The sequence below is a fragment of the Xanthomonas cucurbitae genome (assembly GCF_002939885.1).
Classification (GTDB): domain Bacteria; phylum Pseudomonadota; class Gammaproteobacteria; order Xanthomonadales; family Xanthomonadaceae; genus Xanthomonas; species Xanthomonas cucurbitae.
In genome coordinates this window covers 60,183-74,890 of sequence record NZ_MDED01000005.1, presented here as the reverse complement: position 1 = coordinate 74,890, position 14,708 = coordinate 60,183, and the positions used below count along the sequence as shown (strand labels likewise).

At 66.9% G+C, this 14,708-nt stretch carries 14 protein-coding genes; all 14 read left to right on the top strand.

All coding sequences use genetic code 11. The annotated features are described in order from the left end of the window. The first annotated feature begins 33 nt into the window (after window positions 1-33). The 14 genes from XcuCFBP2542_RS04535 to XcuCFBP2542_RS04470 all read left to right on the top strand — a co-directional run bounded on the left by XcuCFBP2542_RS04535 (window position 34) and on the right by XcuCFBP2542_RS04470 (window position 14,671). Entirely contained in the window at window positions 34-2,682 is a 2,649-nt protein-coding gene (locus XcuCFBP2542_RS04535) for a TonB-dependent receptor domain-containing protein (RefSeq protein WP_104602424.1), read from the top strand. Window positions 2,683-2,841: 159 nt separating this feature from the next. Beyond that, window positions 2,842-3,654: a type II secretion system protein N gene (locus XcuCFBP2542_RS04530; protein ID WP_167527018.1), complete on the top strand. Its 813-nt coding sequence runs from the start codon at window positions 2,842-2,844 to the stop codon at window positions 3,652-3,654. Next, complete coding sequence (gene gspD, locus XcuCFBP2542_RS04525) at window positions 3,651-5,729, top strand: type II secretion system secretin GspD (RefSeq protein ID WP_104602422.1); 2,079 nt, start codon at window positions 3,651-3,653, stop codon at window positions 5,727-5,729. Before XcuCFBP2542_RS04530 ends, gspD begins: the two co-directional genes overlap by 4 nt. A gap of 4 nt (window positions 5,730-5,733) precedes the next feature. Then, window positions 5,734-7,227 (top strand): type II secretion system ATPase GspE, encoded by a 1,494-nt coding sequence (gspE, locus tag XcuCFBP2542_RS04520; RefSeq protein ID WP_104602421.1) that lies wholly within the window; start codon window positions 5,734-5,736, stop codon window positions 7,225-7,227. Then, a complete protein-coding gene (gene gspF / locus XcuCFBP2542_RS04515) occupies window positions 7,214-8,413 on the top strand; it encodes a type II secretion system inner membrane protein GspF (RefSeq protein ID WP_104602499.1) in 1,200 nt (399 codons plus the stop codon). The genes gspE and gspF overlap by 14 nt, the downstream gene beginning before the upstream one ends. Before the next feature lie 26 nt (window positions 8,414-8,439). Then, entirely contained in the window at window positions 8,440-8,904 is a 465-nt protein-coding gene (gene gspG / locus XcuCFBP2542_RS04510; RefSeq protein ID WP_104602420.1) for a type II secretion system major pseudopilin GspG, read from the top strand. An 8-nt stretch (window positions 8,905-8,912) separates the two neighbouring features. Then, entirely contained in the window at window positions 8,913-9,413 is a 501-nt protein-coding gene (locus XcuCFBP2542_RS04505) for a GspH/FimT family pseudopilin (RefSeq protein WP_104602419.1), read from the top strand. Further along, window positions 9,397-9,774, top strand: a complete 378-nt coding sequence (gene gspI, locus XcuCFBP2542_RS04500; protein WP_104602418.1) for a type II secretion system minor pseudopilin GspI — start codon at window positions 9,397-9,399, stop codon at window positions 9,772-9,774. Before XcuCFBP2542_RS04505 ends, gspI begins: the two co-directional genes overlap by 17 nt. Next, window positions 9,771-10,373 carry a type II secretion system minor pseudopilin GspJ gene (gene gspJ, locus XcuCFBP2542_RS04495; RefSeq protein WP_104602417.1) on the top strand — a complete coding sequence of 201 codons (603 nt, stop codon included), beginning with the start codon at window positions 9,771-9,773 and terminating at the stop codon, window positions 10,371-10,373. Before gspI ends, gspJ begins: the two co-directional genes overlap by 4 nt. After that, window positions 10,370-11,362, top strand: coding sequence for a type II secretion system minor pseudopilin GspK (gspK, locus tag XcuCFBP2542_RS04490; RefSeq protein ID WP_104602416.1), 993 nt, complete (start codon window positions 10,370-10,372; stop codon window positions 11,360-11,362). Before gspJ ends, gspK begins: the two co-directional genes overlap by 4 nt. Beyond that, a complete protein-coding gene (gene gspL, locus XcuCFBP2542_RS04485) occupies window positions 11,359-12,453 on the top strand; it encodes a type II secretion system protein GspL (protein WP_104602415.1) in 1,095 nt (364 codons plus the stop codon). Before gspK ends, gspL begins: the two co-directional genes overlap by 4 nt. Further along, complete coding sequence (gspM, locus tag XcuCFBP2542_RS04480; protein WP_104602414.1) at window positions 12,450-12,902, top strand: type II secretion system protein GspM; 453 nt, start codon at window positions 12,450-12,452, stop codon at window positions 12,900-12,902. Before gspL ends, gspM begins: the two co-directional genes overlap by 4 nt. Further along, window positions 12,899-13,615, top strand: a complete 717-nt coding sequence (gene gspN, locus XcuCFBP2542_RS04475; protein WP_104602413.1) for a type II secretion system protein N — start codon at window positions 12,899-12,901, stop codon at window positions 13,613-13,615. Before gspM ends, gspN begins: the two co-directional genes overlap by 4 nt. A gap of 333 nt (window positions 13,616-13,948) precedes the next feature. Beyond that, window positions 13,949-14,671: a GntR family transcriptional regulator gene (locus XcuCFBP2542_RS04470; protein ID WP_208800708.1), complete on the top strand. Its 723-nt coding sequence runs from the start codon at window positions 13,949-13,951 to the stop codon at window positions 14,669-14,671. Window positions 14,672-14,708 lie beyond the last annotated feature (37 nt).

Below are 14,708 nucleotides of genomic sequence, written 5' to 3'. Positions count from 1 at the left end.
CCGCTTCATCTTTCTGTTGCCAGGGCTCCCACGATGCGAACCTCCACTGTTGCCCGTCTCTCGCGGACGGGCCTGTCTCTTTCCATTTCCACCTTGCTGATGTCCGGCGCCGCGTTGGCGCAGTCGACCACCAGCGATGCTGCCGGCGGCAGCAGTTCCAGTGCCGCTATTGCGCCCAAGCAACTCGACCAGGTCGTGGTGCGCGGCGAATACATTCCCGAACCAATGCTGCAGACCTCCGAAGTGGCCTCGTTCGTTACCCGCGAGGACATGGAGCGCACCGGCGACAGCAGTGCCGCCGTGGCATTGACGCGGGTGACCGGCTTGAGCCTGTCGCGTGGCAAGTATGTGTATGTGCGCGGCCTGGGCGAGCGCTATTCGTCGGCGCTGTTCAACGGCTCGCCGCTGCCCAGCCCCGAGCCGATGCAACGCGTGGTGCCGCTGGATCTGTTTCCCAGCGAGGTGCTGGCCAGCGTCACCGTGCAAAAAACCTACTCGGCCGATTATCCAGGCGAATTCGGTGGCGGTGTGATCGATCTGCAATCGATGACGGTGCCGGAAAAGCCGTTTCTTTCGCTTACCGTGGGCGGCGGCGCCAACAGCGTCAGCACCGGCGAGAAGGGCCTGACCTACTACGGCTCCGGCGATGACGAGTGGGGCTATGACGATGGCACACGCAAGCAGCCGGGTCCGTTGCGCGATGCGATTCGCAGCGGACGCCGCGTGGACCTGGGCAATTTCCCGCGCGAGGACATCCGCCGCATCGGCCGCAGCATGAACAATGCGAACCTGTACGTGCTGCAGGAAAAGGACAGCATCGCCCCGGACGTCAATGTCGGCGGCAGCGCTGGCTACAGCATGGACATCGGCGAAGCCCGGCTGGGCATCCTGGCGGTGGCCAGCTACGACAACGAGTGGCGCACGCGCACCGGCAAACAGCAGGACGGCATCTTTGTCGGCGACAGCGTGGAGTTCAATTCCAATTACGATTTCGCCACCACCCGCAACAATGTGCGCACCAACGGCATGCTGGGCCTAGGATGGGAATACGGACGCCACAAGATCGGCTGGACCACCTTGTACGTGCACGATGCATTGAAGGTGGCGCGCAGCCGCGCCGGCCGCGACGAGCTGGCCGGTTTCGATGTGCGCGACGACAATACCGAGTGGTATGAGCGCCAGCTCATCAACAACCAGCTGCTGGGCTCGCATGCGTTCGGCGACTATGACGATCTCAAGATCGAATGGCGCGCGGCAGTGGCCAATGCCAGCCGCGACGTGCCGTACGAGACCGGCATCCGCTACGAGCTGCTGGATGGCTATTGGGCCCACGATGCCTCGCGCGTGCAGAACTACACCCGCTTCAGCAAGGTCGACGATCAAGTGGCAAGCGGTGGCGTAGATGTCACCTGGCGCCTGCCGATGGAGCACGACCTCACCGTCAAGGGCGGTCTGGCGTACCTGGACAACGACCGCAGCGCATGGAACCGCGAGTTCCGGTTCCTGGCGTTGGACGGCCCGCTGCCGTTCCTGAACCAGTATCAGCGCGTGGATTATCTGCTCTCCGATTACAACATCAGCAACGATCTGCTGCGACTGCGCGAGACCACCGGCAGTTTCGGTGCGGCGGCCTACGACGCCACCTTGAAGGTCAAGGCGGCGTACCTGCAGGCCGAAGGCGAACTCGTGCCGACCCTGCGTGGCACGGTTGGCGTGCGCTATGAAGATGCCACCCAGGCGGTGCACCCGTACGACATTTTCAGCGGCACACGCCAGGACAGTGTGGCCCCATTGGAGAACAGCTACGCGCTGCCGTCGGCCACGCTGACCTGGAACTTCGCCGACAACCAGCAGCTGCGCTTCGGTGCGTCCAAGACCATCGCGCGGCCACAGTTCCGCGAAATGGCGCCGCAGCAGTATCTGGACCCGGATATCGATCGCCAGTTCTTCGGTAACCCGTTCCTGGTGGATAGCGAGCTGGTCAATCTGGATGCGCGTTACGAATGGTTCTTCGAACCGGGCCAGTACGTCACCGTCGGTGTGTTCTACAAGGACATCGACAAGCCGATCGAAGCCATCGTCAACGATGCACCCGGCGGCGGCATCGTGCAGAGTTTCATCAATGCGCCCAAGGCCAACCTCTACGGCATCGAGCTGGAAGCCAAGACGTATCTGGACCTGCCGATCGCTGCCGACTGGTGGGGCGACAAGCGCTTGTTCGTGTCCGGCAACTACACGCGCACCACGTCCGAGGTAAGTGCCAGCGCCGGCGACACCGTGCAGCCATTCGGCTTCAGCGCGCCAGTGCAGGCCAATTTGTTCATTCGCGATGGCTCCGCGCTGCAGGGGCAGTCGGACGACATCGCCAACCTGCAGATCGGTGTGGAAAGCGAGAGCACCAACAGCCAGGCCACCCTGATCGCCAACTACGTAGGCGAGCGGATCTCCGCACGCGGCCGTCCCGGCCAGCCGGATTACATCGACAAGCCGGGCACCTCGCTGGATCTGGTGATCCGGAAGGGGCTGGTGTGGTCGGGCGATACGTTGTCGGTGAATTTTGCAGCGCGCAACCTGCTCAAGACCAAGTATCAGGAATACCAGAAGGTGGGCAGCAACCGAGTGGACCTCTACAGCTACCAGCCCGGCATCAACTATGACATCAATGTGACAGCGCGCTTCTGATCCGCCACGCGCGGAAGGGGCAGCAAACGCCCGCTGTGCCTGGCACAGCGGGCGTTTGCGTTCTGCCTCACCTAGGCATGTGTCGGTACATGTCATAGATTTCTTCGAACTGACACATTGCTGCCGCATTCTGTCATCCGTTCGCAATCCTTAAGATGGATCTCTGCTTTGCAGCGCGTATCGCCCTCGTTGAGTGTCGTCATGTCGCTACGCGGTGCGCGCACGGCACTGGCCTGCGTGCTGGCTGTGCTGCTGGCGGTGCAGGCGCTGCGCCTGTTGTGGCTGCTGGTCACGCCGATCGGCCCGCTGGGCATGCGCACGCAGGCCATCGAGACGACATCGGATCTCTCAGCGCTTCGTCGCGACGTGTTCCATCGCACTGTCAGCGACGTCAACAGCGATGGCATCGTGCTGCATGGCGTGCGTGCCGGCGGTGCGCACGCGGCGGCCTATCTCAGTGATGGCAATGGTGGGCAAGGTGCCTACCGTGTTGGCGATACGGTGCTTCCCGGTGTGGTGGTGCAGGCGATCGCTGCCGACCATGTGCTGCTGCGCACCGGCAGCGGCGTGCGTCGCCTGGCACTGATCGATGCCACGCCGAAGGTGCCCGCCACCACGCCGCCAATGGCGGGCACGGCCGCTGCGGCGATGTCGAACGTGGGCAACGCGACCGATGCAACCACTGCAACCGCCGCCGCTGCGGCAGTCGACCCGCAACAGCTGTTGAGCAGCACCGGGTTGCGCGCAAGCGAAGACGGCAGTGGCTTCACGATCATGCCGCGCGGCGATGGCGCGCTGCTGCGCCAGGCCGGCCTGGTAGCCGGCGATGTGCTGACCCAGATCAACGGCCGCACCCTCGATGCCGAACACCTGCGCGAGTTGCAGGACGAACTGCGCGATGGCCAGGCGGCCACGCTGACTTATCGCCGCAACGGCCAGACCCACACCATGACCTTGAAGCGTCCGCAATGAGCGCCGTTCGTCCTGCCTGGCTGATCGCGGCCACGTTGTTGTTCTCGCTCCCTTTCATGCCGGCGATGCCGCTGTGCGCGGCCGATGCCCCGCCAGTGCGCCTGCAGGATGTGGATCTGCGCGCCTTCATCCAGGATGTCTCGCGCGCCACCGGCATCACCTTCATCGTGGACATCCGCGTGCAGGGCACGGTGAATGTGGCGCGCGCGCAGGTCATGTCCGAAGCCGATCTGCTGGGCATGCTGCTGGCGGTGCTGCGTGCCAACGGCCTGATCGCGGTGTCCAGTGGCCCATCCACCTACCGCATCATTCCCGACGACACCGCCGCGCAGCAGCCGGGCAGCGCGGCCAGTGGCAACCTGGGGTTTGCGACGCAGGTATTCACCCTGCAGCGGGTGGATGCGCGCAGCGCGGCAGAAATCCTCAAGCCGCTGGTCGGGCGCGGCGGTGTCATCATGGCGATGCCGCAAGGCAATAGCCTGCTGATCGCCGACTACGCCGACAACCTGCGGCGCATTCGCGGGTTGGTGGCGCAGATCGATACCGACCGCGCCGCCATCGATACGGTGAGCCTGCGCAACAGCTCGGCGCAGGAACTGGCGCGCACATTGACCTCGCTGTTCGGGCAGGCTGGCGAGCGCAGCGCGGTGTTGTCGGTGCTGCCGGTGGAGAGCAGCAATTCGCTGATCGTGCGCGGCGACCCGGCCCTGGTGCAGCGCGTGGTGCGCACGGCGGTGGATCTGGACGGGCGCGCCGAGCGCCGCGGCGATGTCAGCGTGGTGCGCCTGCAGCACGCCAGTGCCGAACAGCTGTTGCCGGTGCTGCAGCAACTGGTCGGGCAGACACCGGGCAACGAGGCGCAGCCCGGGCAGGACACGCGCTCCACTGCGGTGGACGTGGCCGCCGCCGGTGCTGCGCAGACGCAGGTGATTGCACCGGCGGCCGGCAAGCGGCCGGTGATCGTGCGCTATCCCGGCTCCAATGCCTTGATTATCAACGCCGACCCGGAAACGCAGCGCGCCTTGATGGGTGTGATCCGCCAGCTGGACGTGCACCGCGAACAGGTATTGGTGGAGGCGATCGTGGTAGAGATCTCCGACACTGCGGCCAAACGCCTGGGCGTGCAGCTGCTGCTGGCCGGCCGCAACGGTACCGTGCCCTTGCTCGCCACACAGTACAGCGGCGCTTCGCCGGGCATCGTGCCGCTGGCGGCGGCCGCGGCCGGCACCCGCAACGGCAATAGCGATGACGATTCGGTGCTGGAGCAGGCGCGCAATGTGGCCGCGCAATCCTTGCTGGGCTTGAGCGGCGGCCTGATCGGGCTGGCCGGGCAAAGCAACGATGCGGTGTTCGGCATGATTATCGACGCGGTCAAGAGCGACACCGGCTCCAACCTGTTGTCCACGCCCTCGATCATGACCCTGGACAACGAACAGGCGCGCATCCTGGTCGGCCAGGAGGTGCCGATCACCACCGGTGAGGTGCTGGGTGCGGCCAATGACAATCCCTTCCGTACCATCCAACGCCAGGACGTGGGCGTAGAGCTGGAAGTGCGCCCGCAGATCAACACCGCCGGTGGCATCACGTTGGCGATCAAACAGGAAGTCTCGGCCATTGCCGGGCCGGTGAGCACGCAGTCCTCCGAGCTGGTGTTCAACAAGCGCCAGATCGAAACGCGCGTGGTGGTGGAGAACGGTGCCATCGTCGCGCTCGGCGGCCTGCTCGACCAGAACGATCGCCAGACCGTGGAGAAGGTGCCGTTGCTGGGCGATGTGCCCGGCCTGGGTGCGTTGTTCCGGCACACGTCGCGCAATCGCGACAAGACCAACCTGATGGTGTTCATTCGCCCCACCATCATCCGCGACGCGGCCGATGCACAGCGCGTGACTGCGCCGCGCTACAACTACCTGCGCGATCGCCAGCTGGCCGATGGCGACCCGGAGGCCGCGCTCGATGCGCTGGTGCGCGACTATCTGCACGCGCAGCCGCCGCAGCAGCAGTTACCCGCGCCCCCATCGGTGCGCCCGGCGCCAGCCGTCACCCCCGCATCCGCCAGCCGTCCTGTGCAACGTTGAAGCCATGACCAGCGCACGCACCGCCATTTCCTATGCCTTCGCCAAGCGCCATGGTGTGGTGCTGCTCGGCGCGCAGGACACTGCACAGATCGGCCTGCGCGAAGGGGGCGACGTGCAGGCCTTGATCGAACTGCGTCGTGCGCTCGGCATGCCATTGCAGGTGCGTACGCTGGCGCCGGTGGTGTTCGACCGGCACGTCTCGGAAATCTACGCCGACGCCGGGCTGGAGCAGGGCGTGCAGGTCGAGGCATTGGACCTGCATGGCAGCCTGGATTCGTTGATCGACGACATCCCCACCGCCGATCTGCTCGACAGCCAGGACGATGCGCCGATCATCCGCCTGATTAACGGCATCATCGCCGAGGCCGCGCGGCTGGGTGCTTCCGACGTGCATCTGGAATCCTATGAATCGCGTCTGCGCGTCCGGCTGCGCGTGGATGGCGTGATGCGCGAGGCGGCCACCTTACCCGGCCGGATCGCCCCCTTGCTGGTGTCGCGGGTCAAGGTGATGGCGCGGCTGGATATCGCCGAAAAACGCATTCCGCAGGACGGCCGCGTGTCACTGGTGATGGGGGCCAAGGCGCTGGACGTGCGCGTGTCCACCTTGCCCACGCGTAGCAGCGAGCGGGTGGTGTTGCGTATCCTGGACAAGGAGCAGGGCACCTTGTCGCTGGCGCAGTTGGGCATGCCGCCGGCGGTGATGCACACCGTGCAGCGTGCCCTGCAGGTACCCAACGGCATCGTGCTGGTGACTGGCCCCACCGGCTCGGGCAAGACCACCACGCTGTATGCAGCGCTGAGCCTGCTCAACGATGGATCGCGCAATATCCTCACCGTCGAGGACCCGGTGGAATACGCCATCGACGGCGTTGGCCAGACCCAGGTCAATGCACGCGTCGGCATGACGTTTGCGGCCGGCCTGCGCGCCATCCTGCGCCAGGACCCGGATGTGGTGATGATCGGCGAGATCCGCGACACCGAGACTGCGCAGATCGCGGTGCAGGCCAGCCTCACCGGCCATCTGGTGCTTTCCACCGTGCACACCAACGATGCGGTCGGCGCGGTCACGCGCCTGCGCGACATGGGCATCGAGCCATTCTTGCTCGCGTCCAGCCTGCGATTGATCCTGGCGCAGCGGCTGGTACGGCGGCTATGCACGCAGTGCCGCACGCCGCGCCCGCTGGACGCCGCCACGCGCGAGTTGCTGGATTCCCACGCAGACGACGCCGCCACTGTGTATGCGGCCGTGGGCTGCAGCGCCTGCCACCAAAGCGGCTACGCCGGGCGCGTGGGCATCTACGAAGCCATTGCGGTGGACGATGCGCTGCGCCGGCTGATCGGCGACAACGCCGACGAAGACGCCTTGGCGGCGGTGGCTTTCGACCGCACGCCACGGCTGGGCGATGCCGCGCGTGCCGCGGTGCTGCAAGGCCTCACCACGCTGGAAGAAGCCTTGCGCGTCGCCCGCCAGCAGGACGATGCGCATGCCGCGGTTTGAGTACACCGTGCTCGACCTGCAGGGGCGCAGCCGCCAGGGCGTCATCAGCGCCGACAGCGTGCAGGGCGCACGGGCGCAGCTGGAACAGCGGCAATGGGTGCCGGTGCGCGTGGATGCTGCCGCCACGACGGCGACCGCCATGCGCGCAGCGCGCTTCAGCGGCAAGGACCTGGTGCTGTTCACCCGCCAGCTCGCCACGCTGGTGGAAACCGCACCGCTGGAAGAAGCCTTGCGCACCATCGGCAGCCAGTCCGAACGCCGCGGCGTGCGCCGGGTCACCATCCAGACCCATGCGCTGGTGGTGGAAGGATTTCGCCTGTCCGATGCAATGGCGCGCCAGGGCAACGCGTTCCCGCCGCTGTATCGCGCCATGGTGGCCGCCGGCGAAAGTGCAGGCGCCTTGCCGCAGGTGCTGGAGCGGCTGGCCGATCTGCTGGAACGCCAGGCGCAGGTGCGCAGCAAGTTGCAGTCTGCGTTGGTCTACCCGGCGGCGCTGGCACTGACCGCCGGCGCGGTGGTGATCGTACTGATGACCTTCGTAGTGCCCAAGGTGGTGGACCAGTTCGATTCGATGGGCCGCGCCTTGCCCTGGCTGACGCGGGCGGTGATCGGTGTGTCCAATTTTTTGCTGCACGCAGGTATTCCATTGCTGATCGCCATGGTGGTCGCTGCGTTCGCTGCGGCACAGCTGCTCAAGCGGCCGGCGCCGCGGCTGGCGGCAGATCGCGCCATCCTGCGCGCGCCCTTGCTGGGCCGGCTGATGCGCGACCTGCATGCCGCGCGGATGGCACGCACGCTGGCGATCATGGTCAACAGCGGCCTGCCGTTGATGGAAGGGCTGATGATTGCCGCACGCACCGTGGACAACCGCGCCTTGCGGCTGGCCACCGACAGCATGGTCAGTGCCATCCGCGAAGGCGGCAGCCTGGCCGCGGCGATGAAGCGCGCGGGCGTGTTCCCGCCCACGCTGCTGTACATGGCCTCCAGCGGCGAGAACAGCGGACGGCTGGCGCCGATGCTGGAACGCGCCGCCGATTACCTGGAACGCGAGTTCGAATCCTTCACTACCGCGGCAATGAGCCTGCTGGAGCCGGCCATTATCGTGCTGCTCGGCGGCGTGGTGGCGGTGATCGTGCTGTCGATCCTGTTGCCGATCCTGCAATTCAACACCCTGGCGCTTGGTTGAGCGCCGCCGTCCTTTCGGAGATTCACATGCAACCCATCCAGTCTCTTGCATCTGCCGGCGCGCGCCCGCTGCGTGGCCGCGCGCGCGGCTTCACCCTGGTCGAGTTGATGGTGGTCATCGTCATCATCGGCCTGCTCGCCACCGTGGTGATGATCAACGTGATGCCCAGCCAGGACCGTGCCATGGTCGAAAAGGCGCGCGCCGATGTCGCGGTGCTCGAACAGGCGCTGGAAACCTATCGCCTGGACAACCTCAGCTATCCCACCACCGAACAGGGCCTGCAGGCCTTGCTCGCCGCGCCGAGCGGCCTGGCCCGGCCGGAGCGCTACCGGCAAGGCGGCTATATCCGTCGTTTGCCGGAAGACCCATGGGGGCATGCGTATCAGTATCGCCGTCCGGGCCGTAACGGTGGCTTCGACGTCTATTCCTTCGGTGCCGACGGCGCCGAAGGCGGCGATGCCGACAACGCCGACATCGGCAACTGGCGCTGAGCCAAGGCATGCTCACCGCACACCTCCGCCTGCAAGGCTGTGCATCGCGCCACGCGCGTGCGGGCGTGCATGGTTTCACCTTGCTGGAAGTGTTGGCCGTGCTGGTCATCACCGCGCTGGCCAGCACGCTGGTGGTGATGACACTGCCCGACACCCGGCGCGATCTGCACGACCAGGCCGATGCGCTGGCCAGCGCACTGGTCAACGCGCGCGACGAGGCCATCCTGAGCCTGCGCATGGTCGAGGTGATCGTCGATACCGGCGGCTATACCTTCCGTCGTCAGGCGCGGCAGCAGTGGGTAGCGCTCGACGAAAAACCGTTCGCTGCCACGCGCTGGCCAGCCGGTGTGCAGGCCGAGCTTCCCGCCGGTGCCACGCAGCTGAGCGTGCGCTTCGACCCCACCGGGGCGGCCACGCCGCAACGCATCGCCCTGGCCGACGGGCAGCAACAGCTCCAGGTGCTGGTGGACGCCGCCGGCGGGGTACGGGTCGATGCGCCGCATCGGTAATCGCCAGGCCGCGTCCGGCTTTTCGCTGCTGGAATTGATGGTCGCACTGGCCATCTTCGGCATGGCGGTGGTCGGGCTATTGAATCTTTCCGGCGAAAGCACGCGCACGGCGGTGGTGCTGGAAGAACGCGCACTGGCGGCCTTGGTGGCAGAAAACCAGGCGATCGAGGCGATGCTTGCGCCCACCGCCGCTGCGCTGGCGCCTGCGCGCGGGCAGGAACTGCTGGGTGGCCGCAGCTGGGATTGGCAGCGCCAGGCCATGCCGGCCGGCGCCGGCATGGTGCGTATCGAGGTACAGGTGCGTGCCGCAGGCCAGACGCAGGAAATTGCCAGCCTGAGCGCGTTGCGGAGCGTGCAATGAGCGGTCCACGTCGCGTGGCCGGCTTCACCTTGATCGAACTGCTGGTGGCGCTGGCGGTGTTTGCGCTGGTGGCAGCTGCGGCGGTGGTGGTGATGCGCCAGAGCATCGAGCAACGCGATGCGGTCCGCCAACGCTTGCAGCAGGTGCGCGATGTCCAGCTGGCCCATGGCCTGCTGCGCAGCGATCTGCAACAGGCGGCGGTGCGGCGCACGCGCAATGGCGATGGCAGCACCGCGCGCACGGCCTTCATCGCCAGTGCACCGGGAATCCGGGGGCCGTTGTTCGGCTTCGTGCGGCGCGGCTGGAGCAATCCGGATCAAACGCCGCGTGCGTCGCTGCAGTACGTGGAGTATCGCGTGGTCGAAGGGCGCCTGGAGCGCAGTGCGCGCCCGGCACTGGATGGTGCAGCGGCCGCAACGCCGCAGGTGCTGTTGCGCGGCGTGCGATCGGTGGTGGTGGCGTTTCATTACCGTGCGCAATGGAGCGATGGCTGGAGCGGCGGACTGGAAGCGCTGCCGGACGCGATCTCGCTGGAGCTAGACCTGGAGCAGTGGGGACGCGTGCGCCAGGTGTTCCTGCTGCCGGAGGGCCGCGCATGAGCGCGTTGCATGCACCTGCGCGGCAACGCGGCGTCGCGCTGTTGACGGTGTTGTTGCTGGTGGCGGTGATGACGCTGCTGATGGTGGCCGTGCTGGACGATCTGCGCTTTGGCCTGCGTCGTAGTGGCAATGGCGAGGCGATGACGCAGGCGCAGTGGTATGCGCTGGGCAGCGAGACGGTTGCACGACAACGCCTGCAGGCGCTGGCCAGGCGCGACCCGCTGCGCACCACGCTGGAGGGCGGCTGGAACGACCAGCCGGTCAGCTTCCCGCTGGACGATGGCATGGTGAGCGTTCGGCTGCGCGACCGTGGCAGCTGTTTCAACCTCAATAGCGTGGTCGCCGGCGCGCCCGAGCAATGGCAGCGTAGCGACGACGGTGCGCGCCAGTACCAGGCACTGCTGGAGGCGCTGGGCATCGCGCCGCCACAGGCGCAGGCGCTGACCGATGCGCTGGTGGACTGGATCGACAGCGACGGCCAACCCGGCGCACAGGGCGCGGAAGACGATCAGTATCTGCAATCGGCCGTGCCGCTGCGGACCGGAGCGACCCTGCTGGCCGGTGTCAGCGAGCTGCGCGCCATCGCCGGCTACACCCCCGAGCGCATCGCGCTGCTGCAGCCGTATCTGTGCGCGCTGCCGGAAGGGCGGCTGTCGCCGGTCAACATCAACACGCTGCGCCTGCAGGATGCGCCGGTACTGGTGGCGCTGACCGAGGGCCGGCTGGAGCTGCCCGCCGCACGCCGGGTGATCGCCGCGCGCCCGGCCGGCGGATGGCGCGATCCAGCGGTGTTCTTCAACACGCCGGCCCTGCTGCAGGTTGCCCCGTCGAATGCAGTGCTGCAGCAGGTGCAGTTGCGCACCACGTATTTTTCTCTCTTCAGCGAGGTCGAGCATGCCGGTGCGCAGGTCATGCTGGAAGCCTTGTTGCAGCAAGACCCGGCCGGCCGCGTGCGGCTGGTGGCACGGCAATGGAGCCCGGACGCATGATGACCACGCTGGTTCTGCTGCCGGCCGAGGCCGCAACGCTGCCAACCGCCGTGCATGTGGATGCGCACGGGCAGGTGGTCTGGCAAGGCGAGTGCAGCGTACGGCCTGCGCCGGACGGACGCAGCGTGCTGGTGGTGCCCGGCGCCGATGTGCAGCTGCGCTGGATGGCCTTGCCCGGGCACAGCATGGCGCAATCGGTGGCCGCCGCACGCCTGCAATTGGCCGAACACCTGGCAGTGGACGCGCAGACCCTGCATGTGGCGATTGCCTCCCAACCGGACGCCGATGGCATGCGCCTGGTCGCAGCGGTGGATGCGGCGGTGATGCAGCATTGGCTGGAACGCGCTGCAGGCGTGGGAATCGTTCCCGATGCGGTGGTGCCGGACTGCCTGCTGCTGCCCGTGCCGGCCGCCGAGCAGCCGCCGGTGCTGCTGCAATGGGACGGGCGCTGGCTGTTGCGCGCACCGCGCCTGGCTTGCAGCCTGGAGCCGCCGCTTGCGCAGGTGCTGATTGCCTGGCTTGCCGCCGCGCCAGTACTGCCGCCGGATCCGGATCTGCAGCAGACCATCGCGCAGTTCGCCCGACATGCCGCCACCGCGCCGATCGATCTGCGCCAGCAAGGCTTTGCGGTGGTCGCCCGCCAGCGCGCTGTCAGGCGCATGCCCACGCTGCCGCTTCTGGTTGCGCTGGTGGTGCTGTCGCCGCTGCTGCTGTTGCTTGCGCAGACCTTGCGCTACGAAATCGGTGCGCAGCTGCTGCAGCGGCGCACCGTCGCGCTGCTTGGCAGTAGCGACACCCAGCGGCCATCCGATGCGGCCGCAGCGCAGGCCAGCGCAGCAACGCCGGAGGCATTCGCCTCACGCCTGGCCACTGTTTTTTCCGCAGTGGAGTCGGCGCCGGGCGTAGAGCTGGATGCACTGGCGTATCAGCACACCGGCGCGATACGCATCACCCTGCTGCATGCCGATGCGGCGCAGCTGCAGACTGTCACCACCCACTTGCATGCTGCAAGCTGGCAGCTACAACCATCGCCAAGTGGACCTCGGGATGCGCGCTCAAGCACCACCTTGCAACTGGAGCCGCCACGATGAAACACCGCTTGCAGACCTGGTGGCAGGCGCGTGCGCCGCGTGAGCGCGGCATGCTGGCGATCATGCTGCTGGCCGTGGCCGCCTTCGTGGGGTGGTACGCGCTGTTGCTACCACTGCGGCACTGGAAGGACAGTGCTCAATCCCGCTATGACCATGCTGCCGAAACGCTGCTCGCTGCGCGCGCTTCACAACGCGCCGCTACAGTGACGGCAGTCCCCCTTGAGCGCATTTTGCGCAGCGCCCGCGAGGCCACTATCGCCATCACCCATCACCGCGTCGGCCCCACCGGGACGCTGGACCTGCAGATCGATCGCGTGAGCAGTGCCAGCCTGTTTGCCTGGCTGGAACAGTTGCGCCAGCGCGACCATCTGGCACCGGCGCAACTCGACATCACCCGCCGCGACGACCAGCTGCAAGCGCACATCATCTTGCAGGGCATTACGCCATGAGGGCATTGCGCTGGGCGCTGCTGGGCATGCTGCTGCTGGCCACGGGCGTGATCGCCACCTTGCCGCTGCGCCTGCTGTTGCCGGCGCAGCGCCTGCCGTTCTCCGCGCTGGAAGCGCAGGGCTCGATCTGGAACGGCACCCTGCGCGAGGTCCATTGGAACAGCCTGCTGCTGGGCGATGTCGGCGTGCGCCTGCATGTGGTGCCGTTGCTGCGTGGGCAACGCCAGGTGCAGCTGCGCTCGGCCACCGTGCAAGCGGTTGCCCTGCAGGGCGCACGGCAGGGCGTGGAGCAGGCCAATGGCCGGTTGTTGCTACGCAAGCCTGGCGGGGTGACCTTGATGGATCTGTCGATCGATCTGCGCGATGTCCGCGCGGTTTTCGATACCACCCGCTGCATCCAGGCCGGCGGCGATGTCGCCATGCAGATCATTCCCAGCGAGGGCGGCGAGGCCGCCGGATTGCTGCCGCTGCGCCTGCGCGGCAGCCCGCGTTGCGTGGACGATGCAGTGATGCTGGCACTCACCCCCGATGGCGGCCTGCCGGATGGCGTGCAGTTGAATGCTGAACTACGCCTGCAACGCGACGGCCGCTGGCAGTGGCGCACCCAGGTCGCGCCAGGCTCCGATACCGCCCTGCAGCTGGGCCTGCAGCTGCTCGGCTTCACGCAGACGCCGGAGCGCTGGCTGGTACGGCGCGACGAAGGGCAGCTGTAGATCTGCCGGCAGGGTTGATCGGTCACTCTGCTGCCTGCACTGCACTGCAATGGGTCTGAATCCCAGTTCGGCACGCCATTGCCGCTGTCCTGTCAGGGCGTCTTGCCAGGCCTTGCCGCCGTGGCATCAGGCAGACCAATGCGTGGCTGTCCCGGGATTCCATACCAGTGCGCCGGCCAGCCGGAGAGTAAACTCTCTGCCGAATCGGCGCTTTGTCAGTCCCGTGCGCGCCGGGGCTGGTGCGCTGCCGCCGATTGGTACTATATTGGACCTATCGAATTTAGGCGGGCGGGAACAACGATGGCCAAGGCCAGGGCGGACGCCGACAAGCGACTGGACGAGCTGCACCTGGACGCGTCGGCGCCAACCCCGTTGTACCTGCAGTTGGCCGGCAAGCTCACCGATGCCATCCGTGGCGGCCAGTGGAAGGCCGGCGAAGCGCTGCCGGCCGAGCGCCAGCTGTGCGAGCGCCTGCAGATCTCGCGGGTGACCCTGCGCCAGGCGGTGGACGTGCTGGTCGAACAAGGTCTGGTCTCGCGCCGGCAGGGCGCCGGTACCTTCGTCACCACCCAGATCCAGCACCAGCTCAGCGGCCTCACCAGTTTCAGCGAGACGCTGCGCATCAAGGGCTACGAGCCGGGCACGCGTTGGCTGGAGCGGCGCCTGCGTCCGGCGCATGGCGAAGAGATCCTGCGGCTGAGCCTGTCGCCGGATGCGTCGGTGGCCTCCCTGACGCGCCTGCGCAGCGCCGACGACCGCGTGATGGCCTACGAACATGCGGTGCTGCCGCAGCGCATCGTCGCCGACCCGCAACAGATAGGCGATTCGCTCTATAGCTATCTGGATGCGCAAGGCACCCCGGTGGTGCGCGCACTGCAGTACTTCCGCGCGATCAACCTGCCGGCGCGGCTGGCCGAACATCTGCGCATGAAAACCGGCGAGGCAATCCTGCACGTGGTACGCGTGGGCTACGCCCGCGACGGTAGCGCGATCGAATTGACCGACACGTATTGCCATAACGACTTCTACGACTTCGTCGCCGAACTGCGCCGCTGACGCCGACGGCATTCCTGCACGACACTTCCAGAGCCAG